Here is a 25,357-nt window from a genome sequence, read left to right on the forward strand (position 1 = left end):
ACGAAAACGCGAGGGATTTTTTCGTTAGTATTGATTTTTTGTGTAGGTTATTTATTTCTGAAGTGATTTATAATATTGACCTTTTTCTGCGTATTCTCGTACGATGCGTTCCATATCCTCTTTATCTTCAGCATTTAATTCTCGGACAACTTTTGCTGGACGACCTAATGCTAAACTATTTGGAGGAATGACTTTACCAGGAGGTACTAGGCTTCCAGCTCCAATAAATGCACCTTCTCCAATCTCAGCTCCGTCTAAAATAATGGATCCCATACCGATTAAGGCATTTTTGCGAATTGTACAACTATGTAAAGTGACTTGGTGTCCAACTGTTACCTCATCTTCAATAATGAGCGGATATTTTGGGCTTTGGTGTAAACAGCAAAGATCTTGGATACTGACACGTTTACCAATAATCGTTGGGGAAACATCACCACGAATAACCGTATTAAACCAAATGGTTGTTTCGGCGCCAATTGTTACGTCGCCCGTAACAGTTGCGTAGTCAGCAATGAAAACAGACGGATCGATCTTTGGCGTTTTATCTTTAAATGGATAAATCATGAAAATCGCCTCTTTTCTTTCTATAATGTAGTATTATCGTATCAAATACGCAACTTTATGGAAATATAAAATTAAAATGTGCTATTTATTTCGATATAATCAAAGTGTAATTATTTTTTAGGAGGACTATGTAATGTGGAAATGGGAAGCTGATGGACAAGCAAAAGCTGTGATTGCTATTTTTCATGGTGCTTATGAAAATCACCGTTGGTATGCATGGCTGATAGAGAAATTAAGATTAGAAGGCTTCCACATAGTCATGGGAGATTTACCGAATCATGGGGGTAATGCAAGGTTTGCTCGAGTCCATGATGAAGACTTCAAATTGTACAATAAGTATACAAGAAACCTGATTGAAAATGCTTTTTCATATAATTTACCAACCTTTGTAATAGGGCATGGACTAGGTGCAACATTAATCCTCCATACACTGCAAAAGAGACAATATGAATGTGCAGGCATTATTTTAACATCACCTTGGTTGCAACTAAAGCTATTACCAGGTAAATTAACAAATGCTTTAACAAGTCTAAGTGCGTTAACGGCCAATGTTAAATTGACACATGATATTACATTAGAGAAATTAACGCGTAGTGTTGAAGGCAGAGAAGAAATGAAAGATGATGTACCGCTCATGACTGTAGTTTCTGTGAAATGGTATCGAGAACTTCAGCAGATGATGAAAAATTTAGTGATGCTGCCTAAAGGTGAAATGCCTAATATGCCTATGCTAATTATGACAGCTGAGAAGGATAAAATTACGGACACTCGCCAAACTCGAAATTGGCTTCATCAACAGGAATTCACGGAATTTCAGTTTAAAGAATGGGCAAATTGTTATCATAATTTATTTCATGAGGGAGAGCGCGAAGAGATTTTTATGTATATACGAGATTTTATTAATAATGCTCTTCGAAGAATTGGTTATATAATTAAATAGGTTTATACCCTTCCATTTACTAGGTTACTTACTTAAATATTGTTACTTAAAAATAATATTGCAATTTTCAGAAAAGTGTAATACTATAATGACTTAAAGTAAGGTAATTCAAATTGGAGGGGTAAAATGGATGTAATTGTAGAGAAGTTGAATGGTATTTTATGGGGACCATGGTTTATTTATGGCATCTTATTAATTGGGTTATTTTTCTCAATTATTACAAGGTTCCTACAAGTAAGGCACATTAAAGATATGTTTGTTTTAATGTTTAAAGGGGAGAAGTCAGAAAAGGGAATATCTTCATTCCAAGCAATGTCTATCGCATTATCAGGACGTGTAGGTACAGGTAATATTGCTGGTACTGCGACAGCGATTGGAATGGGAGGACCTGGTGCTGTCTTTTGGATGTGGGCAATCGCTTTCATAGGTGCGGCTACCGCGTATGTAGAGTCAACATTAGCTCAAATCTATAAAGAAGAGAAAGATACAGAATATCGTGGTGGACCGGCCTTTTACATAGAAAAAGGAATGGGCCAAAAATGGTTTGCAGTTATTTTTGCTGTGGCGGCTTTAATAGCAATGTTAATTTTGATGCCTGGTGTGCAGTCGAATGCCATCGCAGGTGCTGTTGAAAACGCTTTCGGTTTGGAAACATGGATCACAGGACTTATTATTGTTGTTTTATTAGGTGCTATTATCATCGGGGGTGTTAAATCAATCGCAAATGCTGCCCAGATTATTGTACCGTTTATGGCATTAGCCTATATCATTATGGCCATTATCATTATTTTTATGAATATTTCACAAGTACCAACGGTTATCGGATTAATTTTTTCTAGTGCATTTGGGGCTCAAGAAATTTTTGGCGGCATTATTGGTTCAGCGATTGCTTGGGGTGTTAAACGTGGAATTTACTCTAATGAGGCTGGTCAAGGAACTGGTGCTCACCCTGCGGCAGCTGCGGAAGTATCACATCCTGCTAAGCAAGGAATTGTACAAGCGGCGTCTGTTTATATTGATACATTATTAATTTGTTCTGCTACGGCATTTATGATTTTATTTACAGGCATGTACAATGTACAAGATGAAAAGGCAGCTGAGGGAGCAGATCCATTTATCCATATTGGAGAATTTAATAGTGGTGGATTAGCAGGCGATGAGCAAATGACTTTTGCGAAAAGTATTGAAGCAGGTGCAGCCTATACACAATATGCAGTTGACTCATCATTACCTGGCTTTGGTGCTCCATTTGTAGCCATTGCGTTATTCTTCTTTGCCTTTACAACAATCATGGCTTACTACTATATTGCAGAGACAAATGTCGCTTACTTATTTAGAGGTAGCACAGAAAAGGTATTCATTTGGATTGCGAAAATTGCCATTTTAGTTGCAGCCTTTTATGGTACAATCCGTACGTCTGGTCTAGCATGGGCAATGGGAGATGTAGGTCTTGGTTTGATGGTTTGGATTAACGTTATAGCTATTTTAATTATCATGAAACCAGCTATTGTCGCATTAAAAGATTACGAGAAACAGAAAAAAGAAGGAAAAGACCCAGTCTTTGATCCTCGTAAACTAGGAATTAAAGGTGCAGATTTCTGGGTTGACTATAATGAAAAACGCAATAACAAGTAGATAAAGAGCAAGGGCGATCAGCTAGTTTGATAGAAACTAGCTGATCGCCTTTTAGCATGTAATTATTGAATAGGATGTTCTTTCATTTTCTCTAATGCAATGACGAAGGGTGGATCATTTTGTTGATTCAGAAATGCATATTTTAAGACATGAACATATTTTTGTGGCAGTTGGCTTACATAATCAATGACCTTATCACGCTCTTCTTTTCCACCTGGATGACCATGATAAATAACAAGAACAATCAAACCGCCCACTTTTAAGAGCTTTAATATATTCTCAATGGCTTGGATTGTTGTATTAGGTCTTGTAATAATATCATGGTTGCTACCAGGTAAATAGCCGAGATTGAAGATTGCCGCAGTTACAGGCTTGTGTACAAACTGTGTAACTTCTTCATGCCCTTTATTTAAAACGAGTGCTCGATGTTCTAAACCATGATCTAAAAGTCGGAGGAGTGTCGCGTCAACCGCCTCTTTTTGGACATCAAAGGCATAAACTTGCCCTTCATCCCCAACAAGCTGTGCCAGAAACAATGTGTCATGGCCGTTTCCAGCAGTTGCATCAACAACTGTATCTCCCTCTTTTATATTATCTTTTAATAACTGCTGGGCATATTGTAAAACGCGTTGTAGTATCATTTCATAACCTCTGCCTTATACAACTTCCCTTGCCAACTACCACGACGTTCAAGCTCAGCATCAATGCCATTCAGTACTTCCCATTTATTTACACTCCACATGGGTCCAATCATTAAATCAATCGGTCCATCACCTGTAATACGATGAATGACCATCTCTGGTGGTAAAATTTCTAATTGGTCTGCTACTAGTTTTGTATATACATCTTGATCTAAAAATTCTAGCATACCTTTTTCATATTGCTTCACCATAGGCGTTCCTTTTAATAGATGAAGTAAGTGGATTTTAATGCCTTGGACATCTAATTGTGCAACTGCTCGTGCCGTTTCCATCATCATGTCATAGTCTTCGAGAGGCAATCCGTTAATGATATGTGAGCAAACACGAATGCCATGCTTACGCAATTTTTCAACGCCTTCCACATACGTTGCATAATCATGGGCACGATTAATAAGATTAGCCGTTTTCTCATGCACCGTTTGTAGACCGAGCTCAATCCATAAATACGTCCGCTCATTTAGCTCTGCTAAATATTCGACAACATCATCGGGTAAACAGTCAGGACGAGTAGCAATAGAAAGACCTACTACACCTTCTTGCGCTAAAGCTGCTTCAAATTTTTCTTTTAAAACTGGCAAAGGGGCATGTGTATTTGTGTAGGCTTGGAAATAGGCCATGTATTTGCCATCCTTCCATTTCTGGTGCATTTTGTCTCGGATTTCAGCAAATTGAACATCAATTGGATCTACCTTATTACCAGCAAAATCACCAGAACCTGCAGCACTGCAAAATGTACAGCCACCGAAAGCAACTGTGCCGTCGCGGTTAGGGCAATCAAATCCTGCATCTAATGCCACTTTAAATACTTTATGACCAAATTGGTCACGTAAATAGCGATTCCATGTATAGTATCTTTTCCCCTCTGAAGGAAAAGGAAAATTCGTCTCTGTCATTTATTTCACTCCTCTAACGCTCTATTCTATCATGTGCATTTCGTTCCGTCATGGGGTAAGGGTAATATCATGATTTGGATAAAGAAAAATGGAAAGGAACAAAACTAAATACGATTGAAAATAGGATAGAAGTCTTGTAAAAAAGGTAAAATTATTTTCCTTGTACTTTTAAGTATTTCAGCATACACTAACTATTTAGAGAAGCGAAATAATGGAGGTCATCCTATGCCAAAACGTGTTTGGTTTTTAATTATCGGAATGCTTGTGAACACAACAGGCAACTCTTTTTTATGGCCTTTGAATGCCATTTATATGCATGATTATTTAGGCAAATCTTTAGCTATGGCTGGTTTTGTCTTAATGCTGAATTCTGCTGCTGGAGTATTAGGTAATCTATTAGGTGGTTACTTATTTGATAGAATTGGTGGCTATAAAGCTATTATGCTTGGTATCCTTTTAACGATTGCTTCATTAATTGGCTTAACAATTTGGCACGGTTGGCCACATTATGTGTGGTTTTTAACGATACTAGGCTTTAGTGGGGGCATTGTTTTCCCAGGTATGTTTGCCTTAGCTGGGGCTGCCTGGCCAGAAGGTGGACGTAAGGCTTTTAATACTATCTATTTAGCACAAAATGTCGGTGTTGCCGTAGGTCCTGCCCTTGCAGGTATAGTGGCAGATTATCAATTTGACTATGTGTTTAAAGTGAATTTAGGTATGTATATTTTATTCTTTTTCATTGCCTTATTTACATTTAAGCGTTTGGAGGCGGGCAGTATTGCACCTAAAAATGTCTTGAGCGAAAGTAAGCGAATCGTAAACAAGGCACCTTTCTATGCTTTGTTAATAATTAGTGCATCCTCCGTTTTATGCTGGCTAGCATATTCACAATGGAGTGCAACCATTTCATCTTATACACAAGATTTAGGATTGGGATTAAAGCAATATAGCTTACTTTGGACAATCAACGGTCTTCTAATTGTCATTGGGCAACCACTCATTGCACCGCTCGTAAAGCGGTGGGAACACAATTTAAAGCGTCAGTTAGTATTTGGTGTAACGCTGATTGCACTTTCCTTTGGTATTATTGCCTTTGCAAACGATTTTAAAATGTTTGGAGCAGCGATGCTTGTCTTAACATTTGGTGAAATGTTTTATACGCCTGCATTACCAACGATTGCTAATCAACTGGCACCAAAAGGTCGTCAAGGATTCTATCAAGGGATTATCAATAGTGCTGCTACTGGAGGACGGATGATTGGTCCACTATTTGGTGGTATTATGGTAGATCAATTTGGCATGATTCCTCTCGTTTTAACATTGGTGGTCATCGTACTATTGGCGATTATTCCATGTTTAACATACGATTATCCTTTAAAGAAGAACAAAATAGTAGCAGATTAATAATGTCGCACTGAAAAGAGCAAAAACGAGTGTTAAGCACTTGTTTTTGTTCTTTTTTTAATAGTAGATATTGAAAAAATGTTGTAACAGGATTACAATCATACATATTCAAATATTTGAATATGTAGTTATATGGAGGGGTTTTTTATGGACGAGGGCTTACAACAGTTTAAAGCGGATTTTTTCAAAGCATTAGCACATCCGTTACGCATCAGAATACTTGAACTCCTTGTAGATGGACAGAAAAGTGTCAATGAGATTCAAGATTGCTTAGAGAAAGAGGGTTCTGCCGTTTCTCAGCAATTAAGTGTATTGCGTGCTAAAAATATTGTTTATGGCGTGAAGGAAGGAAAAAAAGTTTATTATTCTTTAAGTGACCCAATGATTGGTGCATTACTTGGGGTGGCAAAGGATATTTTTAATAACCATTTGGTTAATACCATTTCGAGATTAGAGGAAATGACAAGTAATGAAGGTGACGAAGAGAATAAGTAAATCAATGATGATGAAAAATTGGGCTTTGCTTATTATTTCGAAGGGAAGATTTATCTATGAAGTCACTGTTTACAGGACGCTTTGAAGGATATTCAGTTCAACATGTAAAGAAGGATTTATTGTCAGGGGTTATTGTGGGAATCGTTGCTATTCCACTTGCCATGTCCTTTGCCATAGCATCGGGTGTGAAACCTGAATATGGGATTTATACGGCTTGCATTGCAGGTATTCTTATTTCTCTCTTTGGAGGTTCTAAATATCAAATAGGTGGGCCTACGGGGGCGTTTGTGCCAATTCTATTGGGGATTGTTCTTACCTATGGCTATGAAGATTTATTACTTGCGGGTTTAATGGCAGGGGTATTGCTTTGTGTCATGGGCTTTTTTAAGTTAGGGACTTTAATTAAGTTTATTCCACGTCCTGTAACAGTTGGTTTTACAGCAGGGATAGCAGTGATTATTTTTACAGGTCAAATCGCTAACTTTCTAGGGCTCACAAATGTTAAAAGGCATGAATATTTTATCGCCAACATACAGGAAATCATTAAGCAGCTTGGTACGACAAATACGTATAGTATTCTTACTGCTGTCGTATGCTTGGCGACAATAATGATAACTCCAAAGTTTTTTCCAAAGGTTCCAGGAGCATTAGCGGGTATCGTTGTCTCTACACTTTTGGCAACTTTCTTCTTTTCAGGACAAGTTGCTACCATTGCAACGGCTTATGGGCAAATTCCTAATACATTACCTCATTTCGCCTTACCGAACATCACGCTCGAACGATTACAACAACTTATTGGCCCAGCGTTTGTCATTGCAATGCTAGGTGGTATTGAGTCTCTATTATCGGCAGTTGTGGCGGATGGGATGACAAATAGTAAGCATAACAGTAATCGTGAGTTAATTGGTCAGGGGATTGCTAATATTGTGACGCCTTTATTCGGTGGTATTCCAGCAACAGGCGCCATTGCACGCACAGCGACCAATATCAAAACAGGCGCAGTATCTCCTATGTCTGGTATCATTCATGGTGTGTTTGTTTTAATCACATTATTGTTATTAGCTCCATATGCATCTCATATTCCGTTAGCAAGCATGGCTCCGGTATTGATGGTCGTAGCTTGGAATATGAGTGAGCGACATCATTTTTCACATATCGCAAAATTAAAATCAGGCGACTCACTGGTATTATTGATTACCTTTTTATTAACGGTATTCACTAGTCTTACATTAGCAGTTGAGGTAGGGCTTGTGCTGGCTGTGCTATTATTTGCGAAACGCATGAGTGAAAAGCTTGTTGTTACAAAAGTACTTCCAGATCATTCAAATAAAAGTGAAAAGGTACAGCCACATGTAGTCCATCAGCAGCATGATTGCCCGCAAATTAGTATGTACACAATTGAAGGGCCGTTGTTTTTTGGTGCTGCACAAATGTTTGAACAAACGATTGAAAGTACTTTGCATCAGCAACCAAGAGTTTTGATATTACGGATGGGGAAAGTGCCCTTTATGGATTCTACTGGAGAAGCATATTTTAGTAATATCATTGAAAATTATACAGCACAGGGCGGTACTATTTTGGTAACGGGTGTGCAAGGAGATTTAAAGGATGCTCTTCAGCACAATGGACTTTACGATAAAATAGGCGCGCAGCATTTTTTTCAGCATACTGGAGAAGCGATTACAAAAGCTTTCCATTATTTAAACGTCAATCAATGTATTGGTTGTCAGCACTTTGCTTTTCATGAATGTCAGGATTTATCAAAGTCTAAGGAAGAAAAGGATTTAATTGTTCAGTAATGGGTAAGCTGTAAACAAAGGCTTGTGCTTTTCAATACTTTCCATTAGAATAAATGCAATATCATGTAAAGACTGTGATGAGGAATAGTAGATTTGTGGTTCTTTTTAGAGAGCTAGCGGTTGGTGGGAGCTAGTAAGAATGCAAGTTGAACTCGCCTTCTGAGTCTGCCCGCGTGAAACAGCGTGTGTCGTTTCTTCCGCGTTAAGGAAGCTTGAGCCGAGTGTAATCACTAATTTGGGTGGTACCGCGGGAGTACAAATTCTCTCGTCCCTTCTATAAGAAAGGGGCGAGTTTTTTTATTTTTTAAATATTTTGTCAATTATGATGGAGAGCAGCACGATCAATCGAAGGAGGAAAAAAAATGAGTTTTAATCATGAACAAATTGAAAAAAAGTGGCAGCAATATTGGGCTGATAACAAAACATTTAAAACTGAAAATGAAACAGCGAAGCCTAAATTCTTTGCTTTAGATATGTTCCCTTATCCATCTGGCGCAGGACTACATGTAGGCCATCCAGAGGGATATACGGCAACTGATATTCTATCACGCTTTAAACGTATGCAAGGCTATAATGTACTTCATCCAATGGGCTGGGATGCTTTTGGTTTACCAGCTGAGCAATATGCACTTGATACAGGGAATGATCCAGCTGAATTTACAGCTAAAAATATTGCGACATTTAAACGTCAAATTCAAGAGCTAGGCTTCAGCTATGATTGGGATCGCGAAATTAACACAACTGATCCAGAGTATTATAAATGGACACAATGGATTTTTATCCAGCTTTATAAGAAAGGTTTAGCTTATGTAGATGAAGTAGCTGTTAACTGGTGTCCAGCACTTGGCACGGTATTAGCTAACGAAGAAGTAATTGATGGGAAATCAGAGCGTGGTGGTCATCCAGTAGAACGCAGACCAATGAAGCAGTGGATGCTTAAAATTACAGCCTATGCTGATCGTTTAATCGATGACTTAGAAGAAGTTGATTGGCCTGAATCTATTAAAGATATGCAACGCAATTGGATTGGCCGTTCAGAAGGGGCAGAAGTGACATTTGCCATTGACGGTTCAGATCAAAACTTCACAGTTTTCACAACACGTCCTGATACATTGTTTGGTGCTACATACTGTGTGCTTGCACCAGAGCATAAATTAGTGGAACAAATTACAACAGCTGACCAACGCCAAGCTGTTGAGGCTTATTTAGAGAAAGTTAAAATGAAATCTGACTTAGAGCGTACAGATTTAGCGAAAGAAAAAACAGGTGTATTTACAGGTGCTTATGCAGTGAATCCGATTAACGGTAAAAAAGTGCCGATTTGGATTGCTGACTATGTGTTAGTGTCTTATGGTACAGGTGCTATTATGGCGGTGCCAGCACATGATGAACGTGACTATGAATTCGCAACTGAATTTGGCTTAGACATCGTTCCTGTACTTGAAGGTGGAGACATTAGCAAAGAAGCATTTACAGGTGATGGTCAACATATTAACTCTGAATTCCTGAATGGCTTAAATAAAGCAGATGGCATTGCAAAAGCCATTGAATGGTTAGCGGAAAAAGGTGTAGGGGAGAAGAAAATTTCTTATCGTCTACGTGACTGGTTATTCTCCCGTCAGCGTTATTGGGGTGAACCAATTCCAATGATTCATTGGGAAGATGGCACGATTACGCCAGTTCCAGAATCAGAATTACCTTTAATGCTACCAAAAACAGATAATATCCGTCCATCAGGTACTGGTGAATCACCATTAGCAAATATTGAAGAATGGGTAAATGTTGTCGATCCAGAGACAGGTAAAAAAGGACGTCGTGAAACAAATACAATGCCGCAGTGGGCAGGTTCGAGCTGGTACTTCCTACGCTATATCGACCCTACAAATACAGAGGCGATTGCAGACCCAGAGTTACTAAAACGTTGGTTACCTGTTGATATTTATATTGGTGGTGCGGAGCATGCTGTATTACATTTACTATACGCTCGCTTCTGGCATAAAGTTCTCTATGATTTAGGCGTTGTCCATACAAAAGAGCCATTCCAAAAATTATTTAACCAGGGAATGATTCTAGGTGAAGGTAACGAGAAAATGTCTAAATCTAAGGGCAATGTTGTCAACCCAGATGAAATCATTACGTCACATGGTGCCGATACATTACGTTTATATGAAATGTTCATGGGCCCACTAGAGGCTTCTGTTGCATGGTCTACAAATGGTTTAGATGGAGCACGTCGCTTCTTAGACCGTATCTGGCGTCTATTTGTCAGTGAAGAAGATGGCGCAATTTCAGCAAAAATTCAAGTGTCTAACGATCAATCACTTGAAAAATCATACCACCAAACAGTGAAAAAAGTGACAGAGGATTATGAAGGCATCCGCTTTAACACAGCTATTTCACAAATGATGGTCTTTATTAATGATTGCTATAAAGCTGATGTGATTCCAACGACTTATGCTGAAGGCTTTGTGAAAATGCTAGCTCCAATCGCTCCACATATTGCAGAAGAACTATGGCAACTATTAGGACACGATTCAACTCTTTCATATGAGCAATGGCCAACATATGATGAAGCAAAGCTTGTGGATGATGAAGTAGAAATTGCTGTACAAGTTGCTGGTAAAGTTCGTGCTAAGATCGTCGTAGCAAAAGATGCTTCAAAAGAGGATATTGAAAAAGTAGCACTTGCTGATGAAAAGGTTCAAGAATACATGGCAGGAAAGAGCTTAGTGAAAATCATCGTTATTCCAGGCAAACTTGTCAATATTGTCGTAAAATAAAGAGATATAAAGTAAAAATGTACATTACTAAATTCAATTTTAGTAATGTACATTTTTTAATTTAGAGCTTAAGCAATAAAATAAGGACTGCACCCATCTAACTGAGTGCAGTTCAATAAATAGCTCCTGATACAATTAAATAATCAATCCCACAATAATAGCTGTTAGGATACTTACGAGTGTAGCACCGTACAACAACTTTAGTCCAAATCGAGCAACGACATTCCCTTGCCTTTCATTCAAACCTTTTACAGCTCCCGAAATGATCCCGATTGATGAAAAGTTGGCAAAAGATACGAGGAATACAGAAATAATACCTAATGTACGTTCACTCATGGACTCGGCAACATCGCCAAGGTTAATCATAGCAACAAATTCGTTTGTTACTAATTTGGTTGCCATAATACCGCCAGCAGCCACAGCATCTGCCCATGGGATACCCATTAGGAAAGCGATTGGCGCAAAGATATAGCCTAATATTTCTTGGAAAGATATACCGATAATCATATCGAATAATGAATTGATTAAATCCATTAATGCTACGAAACCAATAAGCATTGCCCCAACAATGATGGCTACTTTAAAGCCATCCATAATATATTCGCCAATCATTTGAAAGAACGCTTGCTTCTGTTCATCTTCAATTGTTAAGATATCTTCTTTTTCATCCACAGTATATGGATTAATGATGGAAACAATAATAAATCCACCAAACAGGTTTAATACAATGGCCGTAACAACATACTTTGGCTCAATCATCGTCATATAAGCTCCAACTACTGACATCGAAACAGTCGACATAGCAGAAGCGCATAATGTATACATACGTTGTGGTGCAATCTTATCTAATTGCTTTTTAACAGTTATGAACACTTCGGATTGACCTACCATAGCGGAAGCAACAGCATTATAGGATTCCAATTTCCCCATGCCACTTACTTTACTTAAAAATAAACCTACCCATTTCATCAGAAAAGGAAGAATTTTAAAATGCTGCAAGATCCCAATCAGAACAGATATAAAGACGATCGGTAATAAAACTGTTAAAAAGAAGGGTGATTCGCCTTCATTTGCTAAGCCACCAAAAACAAAGGATATACCTGCATTTGCATAGGACAATAAGTGATCAAACACTTTGGTGATTCCTTTGATTAGCACATAGCCGACCGTTGTATTAAGTAGTAAAGCTGCCAATAAAAATTGGATGATCAACATAATCACTATATATTTATATTTTATTTCTTTTTTGTTTTTACTCATTAATAAAGCTAAGGCAAAAACTAGTAACAATCCACAAAAGGATATTAAGTATCTCATAAGTTCCTCCATAAGTATCTGTGATATTTTGTCCTGATGTTCCAATTTCAGAAGAACAGCTAAAGATCTTAATTAGTCAGACGTCAGACAAACAATCTCACTATAACAGTTTTTTTGCTAGTTATTCAATAGATAAAAGAAAAAAAGTATGCAACATGGCATACAAATAAATTCACTCTTAAAAATGTAGGTTATTTCTTTAGGAGTTACTATTCATAAAAAATACCCTCTTATTGTGTGAGGATTTTTTCTTTTTATGACCTTCATGTTAACGAAACTTTTCGATTTTTTTTGAAACCAACCAAGTTCGGATTACGACTATAGGGTGAATGTTTGTAGGAGGTGTTTGGATGAGTGAGCATTTAGTGGCCATTATGGAAGAACACGGAGAATATTGCTTACGAGTGGCTTATCTTTATGTAAAGGATTGGGCGATGGCAGAAGAAATAGTCCAGGATGTCTTTTTTTCTTATTATCTGCAGCAGGATCGCTTTGAACAAAGAGCATCTCTAAAGACCTATTTAGTTAAAATAACTGTACATAAAAGTCATGATTATTTGCGAAGCTGGAAAAATAAACGCCATCAACTGTTGGAAAAATTGCATATTGGTGCAAGTAAACGAACACCAGAAACGATGCTATTAGCACAGGATGAACGGACAACATTAACAAATGCTTTATTTGAGTTACCTATTACTTATAGAGAAGTCGTCATCCTTTATTATTATCAGGAATTAAAGGTTAGAGAAATTGCAGATATTCTTACATGTGCAGAAAATACAGTTAAAACCAGATTGCATCGAGCAAGAAAAATGTTACAGGAAAAATTAGCGAATAATAAGTTGGAGGTGTTAATGAATGACAACTTTTAAAGAGAAATTGGATCAAGAACTTGGCGAAGCACCACGATTTACGAAATCCTTACAGGAGAATATTTTACGGCAAGTGCGGCAAACAAAAAAGACAAGACGCTGGTCATATCCTTTGATTATCATAGGCGCGATAGTTATGTTTCTATTGATAATAGAAATCGGTCCATTAGGGCAGATAGAGCAAACGCAACATGCTTCAATTGTTCAATTAGCACAGCAGCAATCAATAAAGAAATATACAATAATTTACAATTCGGATGAGGAGATCTTTAAGGCTGGAAGACCTGGGTGGGTCATTGGACAACGAGTAATGGAGCAAAGTTCAGAAAAAGTGTTATTACAACAACTATTACAGCAAGCTACAGTGACTCAAATGAATGAGCGTACTTTTTTTAGATTACAACGTGATGTCTGGGTAGAATTTGAAAAAGGTCAGGTTATGAAGCTGAAAATGTTCATAAACGACGAGGATATCGGAATTGTTGATTATGACAACAATTCATTTTATAAAGTAGAAAATAAAGATTTGGCCAAGGCTTATTTAGATCTTATTCTCAATGATGATGCTAAATTTGGAATGTCAGGTTTAATCGTTATGCTAGTTATTTTTCTAGCTATCCAAATGCTTGGCGATAAACTAATGAGGAAAATGTTTAATATACCAAAGGAGTATGTCAATAGTCATCATAGACGTGCTGTTTGGGCTATTAAAATTTTGAATACCATGATGCTCATGGTGATCATAATTAAAGGGTGGATTTTATTTACTGTTATCATTGGAGGATATTTAGTTGTCAGCCTTTTCAGCTCTATTTTTATTGACTATTACTATGGTCGAGAGGAAAAAAGACATTATCTTTCCATTAGTTCGGCCATTGTTGGCTTGCTATCACTAATCCTATTTTTATTTTATATCAGTTAAATAACTTATAAACCTGAACCCGAATAATCTCGAGTTCAGGTATTTTTTTCCATTGTTTCAGTCTGAAGCATTAATTGATAAATACTCGAGATCATAAAGCTGGTAGCTAATCCGTAAAGCGTATTAAAGCTTAAACCAACACCAATTCCAATGATGATGGATAGCAGGATGACAAGCCAGCTGTGCTTATGAATTTGGCGATTCGTAAATAAAAGGATTAACAAAAACGGTAGCATGGTAATGTGCAGAAAGGCAAAAGAATAAATAACACCTAAAATCGTTAAATCGATAGATAAGAAACAGGTGAATAAAATAATCATCAGGCCAATCAAATAGAAATAATAGGGTCTTTTCGTCACAAAAAAACGTTTCGTTGCCCGCATGTCTACAAGCAAGGTTGTGACAATGGCTAATAGGACAATGACGAGAAAAGCAAATGTCAGAAAGCCTGGTTGTACTTCATATAAAAATGTAAAAATCAGTACTTGGAATTGGCCAAATGATCCGCTGTATAGGGCAATCATTAAAATTGCCGTAAATGATAGCGTTAATAACGCTAAAATTACACCTGAGGAAAACAGACTGCTACGTACTTTTTTAGGTTTTATAAAGGCAATTAAATACCATGTTGATTTATCAAAAAATACTTGTCCTAAAACAGCAAGTTGAATAATGACATAGAACAGCAGAATTTCGCTATTTTTAAAATAAAATAAATAAGGGTGATATAAGCGAATACCCTCATATACGGTGCTTGCCCCATTTAGTACAAAGTAATAAATAGGGATAAAAATAAGTAATGAAAAAAGAGCAATAATAAATAAAATTTCCAACCATAGTATACTTTTCACTGACATGATGCGGTCAAGAAGTAAGATGCCGATTAAAAAGAAAAAAAGTGTAATAGGGACTGGAATATTTAACATAATTTCAGACAATACACTAATGCTTATTAATTGAATAAGCCAAAGTTCAATACCTGTTAACAAGTAAAATAGACGTATAACCTTTAAATTCATTCCAGACAATTTACGCTGTATGGTAAAGAGCAAAAAGCTTTGTGTATGCTGATTTTGTGTGTAATCGCTCTTATTCAGCAATGAACCAAGTATGATAAATGAAATAGCTGTTGCTAATGTATAACAAATGCCCGCCATAAAACCAAAAGAAATAAGGGCTGAAGGAGAGGACAATAATAAATTACCATTAATCCATCTCGCTAAAAGAATAATGACTCCTGCTGCTGTGCTTAAACTTGCAAATGGAACGAGCAATGAAAACTTCCTTAGCATACTATTAAAGACCTTTACTCATTTTAGAGGATTTATATTGACGTGGTGATTGATTATATTTTTTCTTAAACGCAACACTAAAATAGTGCTGACTATTAAAACCACAGCTCTCAGCAATTGCAGACATACTTGTGTCTAGATTTTCATTGATTTTTTTTACAGCCATTTCTAGGCGATAATTATTAATATATTCATTAATGCCAATAGACTGCTCCTCCAAAAATTTACGACTTAAATAGCTTGGATTCAAATGAATTTTTTCAGCAATAATATTGAGACTCAGTTTTTCATAATAGTTTTCATGAATATAGGAAAGTGCGCTTTGAATCGCATCATGGTTAGAACTCCACACCTTATATTTCTCCACAATAGCATCTAATTCACTTGCAATGACTGGTTTTGTAAGATAATCCTTTACCCCGATACGCAATGCTTGTTGTGCATATTCAAAGGTTTGATAAGCTGTTACCATGATGATGTCTACCTCATAAAGCGCTTTTAATTCCTTGCTCAACGTGATTCCATCTTTCCCAGGCATTTGAATATCCAAAAAGGCGATAGTCATACGGTGCTTCTTAGCTAATTGCAGAGCTTGTGAGGCATCTTGGGCAGTATGGAAGGTCCAATTCGGAAAATGTGGCTTTAATAAATAAATCATTTGCTCAAGCTCTAATGGCTCATCATCTGCGATTAAAATATTCATGGCGAGATACTCCTTTCTCCTTCCAGTTGATAGAATGCCTAAGCGGGAACATGGATGGTAACAGTGTAATGCTGTTCATTGTTTTGAATCGAGAATAAAATATTTTCGAGCCCATAAATGAGCTCAAGCCGTTTTCTAATATTTTCGAGCCCATAACCTTGCTGCATTTCGTCTACTACCTGTTCAGTAGTCATTTCTATTTTTTCTAAAGGCTGTGTATTTTTAATTTCAATTAATAAGCTATTATCCATTTTTTTGATTGTAATGGATAGCTCAGCAGGTCCTATATGTTTTTCAAAGCTATGTTTATAGGCATTTTCAATAATAGTCTGCAGAATAAAAGGTGGTATTTGGACGGATAGTGCTTCATCATCAACATATTTATTTACAGTCAAACGATGGCCAAATCGCAATTGTTGAATATTTAAATAACTATCGACAAATTGTATCTCGTTCTTTAACGCAATTAACACCTCATGATTATTGTATTTAAATTTAAAAAATGTTGCCAAAGCCTCAATGCCCGCAACCAAATCTTCCTTCCGATTGATGCGAGCTAGGCTTAATAATGAATTTAATGCATTAAAAAAGAAATGTGGCTGTATTTGCTGATTCAACTGGAGAATATTTGCTCTTTGTAAATCCTGCTCAAGCTCTAAATTTCTTTTTTCCTCCTCAAGGCTATCGATTTGCTTTTCGAAAATAAATATAAAAGTAAGCAGAAAAGCTCCAATAATTGGAGCAATTACACATAGGAGAATATATATGTTGAAGGTTTCTGGTTGTAACATAATGACCTCTCCGTTTATTTTGTAAGTGTAAGATACATTAAACTAAATTTTCTGCGAAATGGCAAGCTACCTTATGTGTTGCAGTGATCGCTCGTAGTGCTGGCACTTCTACTTTACATTTATCCGTTGCGAATGGGCAACGTGTGTGAAAGCTACAGCCAGTAGGGGGACAAAGAGGCGATGGTAAGTCACCTTTTAAAATAATGCGCTCCTTACGATGCTGCTTATCAATGACTGGTATAGAAGAAAATAGTGCTTTTGTATAAGGATGATGTGGCTGAGTAAAAAGGGAATGCTTATCAGCAATTTCTACGACCTTTCCAAGATACATCACCATAATACGGTCTGAAATATGTCGAACAACACTTAAATCGTGTGAGATAAATAAAAAGGTTAAATCTAAATCTCTTTGTAGTTGTTTTAGTAAATTTAGTATTTGAGCTTGAATGGAAACATCTAGGGCAGAAACAGACTCATCACATATAATAATTTTAGGATTAACAGCAAGGGCTCTGGCAATACCAATCCGCTGACGCTGACCACCCGAAAATTCATGTGGATAACGCTCTAAGTATTCAGGACGTAACCCGACAAGAGACATTAATTCAATCATGCGTGCTTCTTGATGCTCAGGTGGTACAATTTTTTGAATAGACATGGCCTCTGTTAACATTTTACGAATGGTTCTTCGTGGGTTAAGGGACGCATAGGGATCTTGGAAAATAATTTGAATGTCCTTGCGTGCAGCACGAAGCTCTTTTTTGTTCATATTCACTAAATTTTTACCGAATAATAATACCTCTCCAGCAGTAGGCTCATCTAATCTTAAAATAGAACGACCAGTTGTTGATTTTCCGCAGCCAGATTCTCCTACAATACTGAGCGTCTCACCAGGCATGATGTCGAAAGACACCCCATCCACAGCTTTTACAACCTGCTGTGGACCGAAGAGCTTTTCTTTTTTTAAGAAAAAATGCTGCTTTAAATCATTTACTTGTAATAGTGGTTGTGTATGTTGCGCTGTTGTCATACTGTCAGCTCCTTCATAAGTGTTTCTCCTTGCCATTCATTGCTGTACATCCAGCATCTTACCTTTTTTCCTTGCTCAACAGTCAAAAGCTCAGGCTGTTGTTCACGACATAAATCTGTAGCAAATGGGCAACGTTCTGCATAACGGCAGCCAATTGGATAATTATAGGGACTTGGGACAGTTCCGTGAATAGTAGATAATTCTTCTTGGTCTTCATATAGCTTTGGTAATGATTGAATTAATCCATTTGTATAAGGGTGTAGCGGTTTTTCAAAAAGACTTTCTGTTGTGCCTTCTTCTACAACCTGTCCCGCATACATAACAGCAATCTTATCGCAGATTTCTGCTACAACACCAAGGTCATGGGTAATGAAGATAATGCTCATGCCTAGTTGTTTTTGCAGGTTTTGAATAATATCAATAATTTGAGCTTGAATAGTTACATCAAGGGCAGTTGTCGGTTCGTCAGCAATTAACACATCTGGTGTACACGCTAGTGCCATGGCAATCATAATGCGCTGTCGCATCCCACCACTTAACTGATAAGGCTCCTGCTTCGCTCTTTTTTCGGGTGCAGGAATCCCAACTAGGCGAATCATATCGACAGCCTTTTGCCATGCTTCTTTACGTGATAAGCCTTGGTGCAATCGAATGGATTCAGCAATTTGCTCTCCAACGGATAATACAGGATTTAAGCTTGTCATAGGCTCTTGGAAAATCATCGAGATTTTATTGCCCCGTATTTTACGTAGCTCTTCATCTGAGAGCTTCAAAATGTCTGTATTATTTAATAAAATTTCGCCATTGATGATTTTACCAGGAGGCGATGGTACTAAACGAAGTAATGACAGGGAAGTCATGGATTTTCCACAACCAGATTCACCAACAATGCCCAGTGTTTCTCCTTTTTGAAGAGTAAAGGATACCCCATCGACAGCTTTGGCAACCCCTTCACTCGAATAAAAATAGGTTTGTAAATTTTTTACTTCCAACACGGTTTCTTGTTTCATCCGTTTTTCCCCTCCCTAGTTTAAATCCATTCGTTTATTAAAGAATCGGTACAATATGTCTACAAAAAGATTAATGAAAACAAATATTAATGAGGCAACAAGAACGCCACCTTGTACGACTGGTATATCACGTGTTCGAATGGCATCTACAATCATTCGTCCTAATCCGTTTACAGCGAAAACCGATTCAACTAAAACTGTTCCGCCAAGTAAACTACCAAACTGTAAGCCTACTACTGTAATAACTGGAATCAAGGCATTGCGTAATGCGTGCTTTAAAATGATGATGTATCCTTTTAAGCCTTTTGCTTTCGCTGTTCGTATATAGTCTTGGTTTACAACCTCTAACATACTAGAGCGAGTCATACGAGCGACGATGGCAGCTCCACCAGCACCAAGTGTGACAGCTGGTAGAATAATATGTTTGGCACTATCCCAGCCTGCTACAGGAAGCCAGTGTAACTGTACAGAGAATACATACATTAATAAAATTCCTAACCAGAAGCTTGGAAGGGAAATCCCTAATAAAGCGACAACCATTAATCCTACATCCATCAAAGAATAAGGACGGATAGCGGAGATAATACCCGCAATAAGCCCCAGAACAATGGTGATTAAAATACTATAAAAGGCTAGCTCTATGGTAATCGGTAATCGGGAGGTAATTTCCTCGAATACTGGTTGATTATTTTTTAAAGAGTTACCCATATCTCCTTGTAGAAGATTTTTAATATAGTCTGTATATTGAACTGCTAATGGTTTATTGAGCCCTAAATTTTCACGTAATTCTGCAACCGTTTCTTGAGAAGCTCCTTCTCCTGCTAAAATAATCGCTGGGTCTCCTGGAATCATCTGCATAATTAGAAAAACAACAAGCGTTACACCAAGTGTTACAGGAATAATTTGAGCTAGTCGTTTTAAGATAAATAATGTCATGTGTCTTCTCTCCTTTAATTTTTCATTCTTGGGTCTAGCGCATCGCGTAAACCGTCACCAAATAAGTTAAAGCCTAATACAAGTATAGAAATCATAATACCTGGGAATAGCGCCATATAAGGAGCAGTAAATAGGAAATCTCGTCCGTTAGAAAGCATGGCACCCCATTCAGGAGATGGTGGCTGAGCACCTAAACCTAAGAATGATAGTCCTGCTGCAGATAGAATAGCGGTTGCTAAGCGCATAGATGCTTGTACAATAATAGGTGATAAAATATTTGGAAAAATATGCTTAATTAAAATCGTCATATCATTTGCTCCAAGTGTTTTGACAGCATCGATATATTCTAATTTTTTAACCTCCATTGTTGAGCCACGTACAATACGAGCAAACATAGGAATAGAGAAAAAACCAACAGCAATTGTGACATTGATAAGGCTCGGCCCCAATGCACTAACAATCGCTAAAGCTAGCAAAATACCTGGGAACGCAAGCATGATATCTAAAATTCTACTAATAATAGAATCAACCCATCTGCCATAATAGCCAGCAATAAGACCTAAGAAAGTGCCGATTGTACCACCGAATAAAACAGCTGAAATACCAACACCAATTGATAAACGTGATCCATATAAAATTCGACTTAAAATATCTCGCCCTTTGTCATCCGTTCCCATTAGATGTTCAACGCTTGGTCCTTGTAATTTTTGATCTAATTGTACGTCGTAGGGATCGTAAGGGGCTAAAATGGGCCCGATAAGAAACATCAATATATATAGAAGAATGATGATGCCTCCTACGACAGCTGCTTTATTCTTTTTGATTTTGTTTAGGAAAGAAACAAGATTCTTTTTTCTAGATGCCTTGCGTGCATTCACTAAAACAGAATGATCAATTGTAGTTGTTACTTTATTCATATCGAATACTCCTTTTCTATTTGATTTGATTTCAATTTAGTGAAAAGCGTAAAGAATGTAAATATTTTATGGCTTATTAGTCAGAAAATTTAAAAAACACGTAAAAATTTTAAAAAACAAGTGAATTTTATTTCTTTATAATTCGAAATGTAAGGAACAAATCACACAAGGAGGAAATGTTGATGAAGAAAATGAAGTTGTTTTTATTCATGGCACTAATAACTGTACTTATTCTGCAAGCCTGCTCTACTGCTAGCAATAATAGTACAGAAGGTTCCAAAGAGGGATCAAAAAGCGTAGGAGGAGAATTAGTTGTTCTAAGAGCAGCAGATGCAACAAGTCTTGATCCTCACTTTATTACAGATATTCCATCAGCAAATATTATTCATGGCAAGGTATATGAAACACTTGTCGCTTTTGATAGAGATCGTAAAATTGTTCCATTACTTGCAAAAGAGTGGGAGCAAAAAGATGAAGTCACTTGGACATTTACATTAAATGAAGGCATTAAATTCCATGATGGAGCAGATTTTAATGCAGAGGCTGTAAAAGCGACATTTGACAGAATTCTAGATCCTGCAACTGGATCACCACAGCGTGATAAATTATCTATGATTAGTGAAGTAGTGGTAGATGATGAATATGTTGTAACGTTGAAATTAAAAGAACCATATGCTCCGCTTCTATCTATTTTAGCCAGCCAAGAGGGTAGCATGATAAGCCCGAAAGCGATTGCTGAAGCAGCGGACGAATTAGCAACTCATCCAGTAGGGACAGGCCCATTTGTATTTGAAACTTGGAAATCTGGTCAAGAAATTACTTTAACTTCGAATAAAGACTATTGGGGAACTGTACCGAAAGTAGATAAAGTAACATTTAAAGTTGTACCAGAGGATTCTACTCGTCTAGCAATGATTGAAAGTGGAGAAGCACATATTGCTGAACAAGTACCTGTAACAGAGATTGATCGTATTGAAAATTCTTCAACGATGAATTTATTCCGTGCAGAAGGACTAGCAGTAGAATTTATCGGATTCAACGTGAAAGATACGTTATTATCTGATGTAAAAGTACGTCAAGCTATTAGCTATGCTGTTGACCGTGAAGCAATTATTAGCGGTATTTATGATAATGTAGGAACACTTGCAAATTCTGCAATGAGTCCAAAAATTATTGGATATTCTAGTGAAACGAAACCGTATGACTATGATGTAGTGAAGGCTAAAGAATTGTTAAAAGAAGCTGGCGTTCAAGAGGGAACAAAAGTTAAATTACTGACAAGTGACCGTAAAGAGCGTATCAACATGGCGGAGGTTATTCAATCTCAATTAAAAGGAATCGGATTAGATGTTGATATTCAAGTAATGGAGTATGGTGCATTTATTTCTGAAATTACGAAAGAACAGCATCAAATCTTTATTAGTGGTTGGGGTAATGCAACGGGTGATGCTGATTATAACCAATACAATCTATTCCACACTGCATCTATGGGGCCTCCAGGAAACCATTTCTACTATTCAAATCCAGAAGTAGACAAGCTAATTGAGCAAGGGCGTTCTGAAGCAAACCAAGAGGCACGTAATGAAATCTACAAAAAAGCAATGCAAATCGAGTTAGACGAAGCTGTGTATATTCCAGTGCGTAACTATGAGCATTTAGCAGTTTACAGCAATGCTGTAAAAGGTTTCTGGTTAGATGCATCTAACTACACGATGATCAGTGGCGTTGAAATTGTAGAGTAATCAAATTTGGTGAAAGACGAAAAAATACCAATTGGGAGGAAACTATGAGTAAACTATTGCTGAAAAATGTGAGATTAGAAGAAGCATATGAGCGCGAAAATGAACACATTGTTGCTACTCGTACAGGTATTTATGATGTTCTAATCGAAGATGGGCATGTTCAACAAGTAGATAAGGATATAGTGGCTGATGAAGATGTAGAAGTAATAGATGCACAACAGCAATTATTAGTCCCTTCATTCCGAGAAATGCATATTCATATTGATAAAACGTATTTCGGCGGAGAATGGCAGGCACCAAGACCCATTACTAAAGGGATTTTAACACGCATTGAAGAAGAAAGAACACTACTACCTAAACAATTGCCGACAGCTGCTTATCGAGCTGAGGAAATGGTGAAGTGGCTCATTTCCCAAGGACACACACATATTCGTTCACATTGTAATGTTGACCCACAAATTGGGACAAAGCATATTGAAATTACAAAACAAGTTTTAGCAAACTATCAAGATCAAATCACCTATGATATTGTAGCCTTTCCACAGCATGGCTTATTACGCTCCAATGTAGAGGGACTAATCCGTGAGGCAATGGCGATGGGAGCAACGCTTGTTGGAGGCGTTGACCCATCAATTGTAGATCGCAATATCGAAAAGTCATTGCAAACAACGATGGGTATTGCACAAGACTATAATGCAGGGATCGATATTCATATTCACACAGCAAACACACTAGGCGAATTTGAATTTTATAAACTGATTGAGTTAACGAAACAGGCAAAAAAAGAAGGTCAAGTCACAATTAGCCATGCGATGGCACTTGCTGATTTAGAACAGTCACGTTTAGAAAATTTAGTTCAAGCCATGGCTGAGGTACAAATGGATGTAACAACAACTGTACCAATCGATTTGAACCGTTCGACAATACCAATTCCTTATCTTTATAACAATGGTGTAAAGGTATCTGTGGGACATGATAGCTTAACAGATCATTGGTCACCATATGGTACTGGTAATACGATTATGAAATTAAATGTCATGGCGGAGAGATTCCGTTTTATTGATGAATATTCATTAAGTCGAGCTTGGAAATACGCCTCTGGCGGTATCACACCATTGAATGATGCAGGAGAACGTGTTTGGCCACAAGCTGGTGATAAAGCGAATATGCTGTTAGTGGATGGCGTGAGCACTGCACATGCGATAGCAAGAAGATGCCCAATTACTACGGTCATTTCACAAGGCAAAATGATTCACCAACAGGATGTAGGAGAGTTGAAAGGAGAATTCAGATGAAGCACTGGCTTACAAATGTTCTACTTGAAACAGGAGAATATCTAAAGGAAAATGATACAGTTGGAACGAAAGTGGAGCTTTTTCACCTTGAAATTACAGATGGCTTCATTTCGCAAATTGTACCCGCAACAGACGCAATCGATTCTCAAAACGAAGTCACAGATATGAAAAGGAAGCTGCTATTACCTGCCTTTAAGGAAATGCATAATCATTTAGATAAAACATACTTATCTTTACCGTGGAAGGCTTGTGTGCCCGTAAAGAATTTAAAGGAACGACTTGATCGTGAAGCACAAGAGTTATCCGTTCTTGCTACAACAGGTAAACAACGTGCGGCTGCAATGATTGAAAAAATCCTTAAGAATGGTGCGAATCATATTCGTACACATGTCAATATCGATCCATACATTGGATTAAAAAATTTAGAAGGTGTACTAGCGGCATTGGACGATTATAAAGATGTCGTGACATCCGAAGTCATTGCCTTTCCACAGCATGGTCTACTAAGAGATGATGTCCCTAAATTATTGCGTGAAGCTTTACGCAATGGAGCGACGATGATTGGCGGCCTAGATCCAGCTGGCATCGATAACTCGATCGAGCCTTCTCTTTATGAAGTGATGGATATTGCACAGGAATTTAATGTTGATGTCGATATTCATTTACATGATGGTGGGCATGTTGGGTATTATACAATCGATAAATGGATAGACATCGTGGAGGATGCCAAATATCAGGGGAGAACGGCAATAAGTCATGCCTTTTCACTTGGTGATGTATCTATCATGGAGCAACATAAAATTGCAGATCGTTTAGCACAACAACAAGTAAAAATAATGTCAACGGTGCCATTTGATTTGCGACGATTAATTCCACCGATTGAATTACTAACAGAGCACGGCGTGGATGTCCATTTTGGTTGTGACGGCTTTTATGATTCTTGGAGTCCTAATGGCTCAGGAGATATTTTAGAAAAAGCGACTACTTTTGCAGATATTTCTCGTAAACTTGATGAACGCTCTATTCGACAAACATTAAAATATATTACAAGTGGTGTCACGCCATTAGATGCAAATGGTCAGAAGGTTTGGCCGAATGTGAAGGACGAAGCAAGTTTTGTATTCTTTGACGCAGTATCAAGCGCGGAAGTTATTGCACGTAAACCATCCAACCGAGTGGTTATGTCTAAAGGAAAGTTTATCAATTAAGCATAAATCTAAATCCCCCTTATTTAGATAACATAGCAAACTAGAAATTTTCTAGTTTGCTATACTTATGTTTTAATAGAAAAGATGAATAAAGGAAAGGGAAGTAGATTT

Annotated in this window: 22 protein-coding genes and 1 other annotated feature; of the genes, 11 read left to right on the top strand and 11 right to left on the bottom strand. The window is 37.4% G+C overall.

The window, feature by feature from the left end; genetic code table 11:
* Nucleotides 1-51: 51 nt before the first annotated feature.
* Nucleotides 52-564, bottom strand: a complete 513-nt coding sequence (locus ACMGGO_RS04800; RefSeq protein ID WP_016994472.1) for a gamma carbonic anhydrase family protein — start codon at nt 562-564, stop codon at nt 52-54.
* A gap of 133 nt (nt 565-697) precedes the next feature.
* Here ACMGGO_RS04800 and ACMGGO_RS04805 point away from each other — a divergent pair, with 133 nt between their 5' ends.
* Complete coding sequence (locus ACMGGO_RS04805; RefSeq protein WP_279495806.1) at nt 698-1,504, top strand: alpha/beta hydrolase; 807 nt, start codon at nt 698-700, stop codon at nt 1,502-1,504.
* Between the two features lie 126 nt (nt 1,505-1,630).
* A complete protein-coding gene (locus tag ACMGGO_RS04810; RefSeq protein ID WP_048391090.1) occupies nt 1,631-3,139 on the top strand; it encodes an alanine/glycine:cation symporter family protein in 1,509 nt (502 codons plus the stop codon).
* A gap of 62 nt (nt 3,140-3,201) precedes the next feature.
* Here the strand turns inward: ACMGGO_RS04810 and ACMGGO_RS04815 are convergent, their stop codons facing one another.
* Together ACMGGO_RS04815 and ACMGGO_RS04820 are read right to left on the bottom strand one after the other, a co-directional pair.
* A complete protein-coding gene (locus ACMGGO_RS04815; protein WP_048391092.1) occupies nt 3,202-3,780 on the bottom strand; it encodes a tRNA (mnm(5)s(2)U34)-methyltransferase in 579 nt (192 codons plus the stop codon).
* On the bottom strand, nt 3,777-4,733 hold the full coding sequence (locus ACMGGO_RS04820; RefSeq protein WP_048391094.1) for a TIGR01212 family radical SAM protein: 957 nt from the start codon (nt 4,731-4,733) through the stop codon (nt 3,777-3,779). The genes ACMGGO_RS04815 and ACMGGO_RS04820 overlap by 4 nt, the downstream gene beginning before the upstream one ends.
* Before the next feature lie 225 nt (nt 4,734-4,958).
* On the opposite strand from ACMGGO_RS04820, the gene ACMGGO_RS04825 reads away from it, so the two are divergent.
* The 4 genes from ACMGGO_RS04825 (at nt 4,959) to leuS (ending at nt 11,211) form a co-directional block, all read left to right on the top strand.
* Nucleotides 4,959-6,137: an MDR family MFS transporter gene (locus ACMGGO_RS04825; RefSeq protein WP_048391096.1), complete on the top strand. Its 1,179-nt coding sequence runs from the start codon at nt 4,959-4,961 to the stop codon at nt 6,135-6,137.
* Between the two features lie 147 nt (nt 6,138-6,284).
* Complete coding sequence (locus ACMGGO_RS04830) at nt 6,285-6,632, top strand: ArsR/SmtB family transcription factor (RefSeq protein WP_048391099.1); 348 nt, start codon at nt 6,285-6,287, stop codon at nt 6,630-6,632.
* Nucleotides 6,633-6,688: 56 nt separating this feature from the next.
* Nucleotides 6,689-8,431, top strand: a complete 1,743-nt coding sequence (locus ACMGGO_RS04835; protein WP_103118681.1) for a SulP family inorganic anion transporter — start codon at nt 6,689-6,691, stop codon at nt 8,429-8,431.
* 65 nt (nt 8,432-8,496) lie between these two features.
* Nucleotides 8,497-8,707, top strand: a binding site (T-box leader).
* An 86-nt stretch (nt 8,708-8,793) separates the two neighbouring features.
* Nucleotides 8,794-11,211 carry a leucine--tRNA ligase gene (gene leuS, locus ACMGGO_RS04840; protein WP_054549916.1) on the top strand — a complete coding sequence of 806 codons (2,418 nt, stop codon included), beginning with the start codon at nt 8,794-8,796 and terminating at the stop codon, nt 11,209-11,211.
* A 135-nt stretch (nt 11,212-11,346) separates the two neighbouring features.
* Here the strand turns inward: leuS and ACMGGO_RS04845 are convergent, their stop codons facing one another.
* Nucleotides 11,347-12,528, bottom strand: coding sequence for a NupC/NupG family nucleoside CNT transporter (locus tag ACMGGO_RS04845; RefSeq protein ID WP_048391105.1), 1,182 nt, complete (start codon nt 12,526-12,528; stop codon nt 11,347-11,349).
* A 350-nt stretch (nt 12,529-12,878) separates the two neighbouring features.
* Here ACMGGO_RS04845 and ACMGGO_RS04850 point away from each other — a divergent pair, with 350 nt between their 5' ends.
* Together ACMGGO_RS04850 and ACMGGO_RS04855 are read left to right on the top strand one after the other, a co-directional pair.
* On the top strand, nt 12,879-13,400 hold the full coding sequence (locus ACMGGO_RS04850) for a sigma-70 family RNA polymerase sigma factor (protein ID WP_420281629.1): 522 nt from the start codon (nt 12,879-12,881) through the stop codon (nt 13,398-13,400).
* Nucleotides 13,387-14,322, top strand: coding sequence for a hypothetical protein (locus tag ACMGGO_RS04855; RefSeq protein WP_420281630.1), 936 nt, complete (start codon nt 13,387-13,389; stop codon nt 14,320-14,322). The genes ACMGGO_RS04850 and ACMGGO_RS04855 overlap by 14 nt, the downstream gene beginning before the upstream one ends.
* A gap of 35 nt (nt 14,323-14,357) precedes the next feature.
* On the opposite strand, the gene ACMGGO_RS04860 is transcribed toward ACMGGO_RS04855, so the two are convergent.
* Genes ACMGGO_RS04860 through ACMGGO_RS04890 form a run of 7 tightly spaced genes read right to left on the bottom strand, consistent with a single transcriptional unit; the run spans nt 14,358 to nt 21,001 of the window.
* Nucleotides 14,358-15,596 (bottom strand): permease, encoded by a 1,239-nt coding sequence (locus ACMGGO_RS04860; protein ID WP_259948538.1) that lies wholly within the window; start codon nt 15,594-15,596, stop codon nt 14,358-14,360.
* A gap of 22 nt (nt 15,597-15,618) precedes the next feature.
* Nucleotides 15,619-16,317 carry a response regulator transcription factor gene (locus ACMGGO_RS04865; RefSeq protein WP_004226027.1) on the bottom strand — a complete coding sequence of 233 codons (699 nt, stop codon included), beginning with the start codon at nt 16,315-16,317 and terminating at the stop codon, nt 15,619-15,621.
* 38 nt (nt 16,318-16,355) lie between these two features.
* A complete protein-coding gene (locus ACMGGO_RS04870) occupies nt 16,356-17,108 on the bottom strand; it encodes a sensor histidine kinase (RefSeq protein WP_420281631.1) in 753 nt (250 codons plus the stop codon).
* Between the two features lie 37 nt (nt 17,109-17,145).
* Nucleotides 17,146-18,138 (bottom strand): ABC transporter ATP-binding protein, encoded by a 993-nt coding sequence (locus tag ACMGGO_RS04875; RefSeq protein WP_420281632.1) that lies wholly within the window; start codon nt 18,136-18,138, stop codon nt 17,146-17,148.
* Nucleotides 18,135-19,148, bottom strand: a complete 1,014-nt coding sequence (locus ACMGGO_RS04880; protein ID WP_054549920.1) for an ABC transporter ATP-binding protein — start codon at nt 19,146-19,148, stop codon at nt 18,135-18,137. The genes ACMGGO_RS04875 and ACMGGO_RS04880 overlap by 4 nt, the downstream gene beginning before the upstream one ends.
* A gap of 15 nt (nt 19,149-19,163) precedes the next feature.
* Nucleotides 19,164-20,084 (bottom strand): nickel ABC transporter permease, encoded by a 921-nt coding sequence (gene nikB, locus ACMGGO_RS04885; RefSeq protein ID WP_048391119.1) that lies wholly within the window; start codon nt 20,082-20,084, stop codon nt 19,164-19,166.
* A gap of 14 nt (nt 20,085-20,098) precedes the next feature.
* Complete coding sequence (locus tag ACMGGO_RS04890; protein ID WP_048391122.1) at nt 20,099-21,001, bottom strand: ABC transporter permease; 903 nt, start codon at nt 20,999-21,001, stop codon at nt 20,099-20,101.
* A 182-nt stretch (nt 21,002-21,183) separates the two neighbouring features.
* Here ACMGGO_RS04890 and ACMGGO_RS04895 point away from each other — a divergent pair, with 182 nt between their 5' ends.
* Genes ACMGGO_RS04895 through ACMGGO_RS04905 form a run of 3 tightly spaced genes read left to right on the top strand, consistent with a single transcriptional unit; the run spans nt 21,184 to nt 25,246 of the window.
* Nucleotides 21,184-22,743, top strand: a complete 1,560-nt coding sequence (locus ACMGGO_RS04895; RefSeq protein ID WP_103118677.1) for a glutathione ABC transporter substrate-binding protein — start codon at nt 21,184-21,186, stop codon at nt 22,741-22,743.
* Between the two features lie 44 nt (nt 22,744-22,787).
* Complete coding sequence (locus ACMGGO_RS04900) at nt 22,788-24,038, top strand: amidohydrolase family protein (protein WP_420281633.1); 1,251 nt, start codon at nt 22,788-22,790, stop codon at nt 24,036-24,038.
* Entirely contained in the window at nt 24,035-25,246 is a 1,212-nt protein-coding gene (locus tag ACMGGO_RS04905) for an amidohydrolase (RefSeq protein WP_420281634.1), read from the top strand. The genes ACMGGO_RS04900 and ACMGGO_RS04905 overlap by 4 nt, the downstream gene beginning before the upstream one ends.
* Nucleotides 25,247-25,357 lie beyond the last annotated feature (111 nt).

It is taken from the genome of Lysinibacillus sp. BNK-21, from assembly GCF_048684915.1.
Lineage (GTDB): Bacteria > Bacillota > Bacilli > Bacillales_A > Planococcaceae > Lysinibacillus > Lysinibacillus capsici.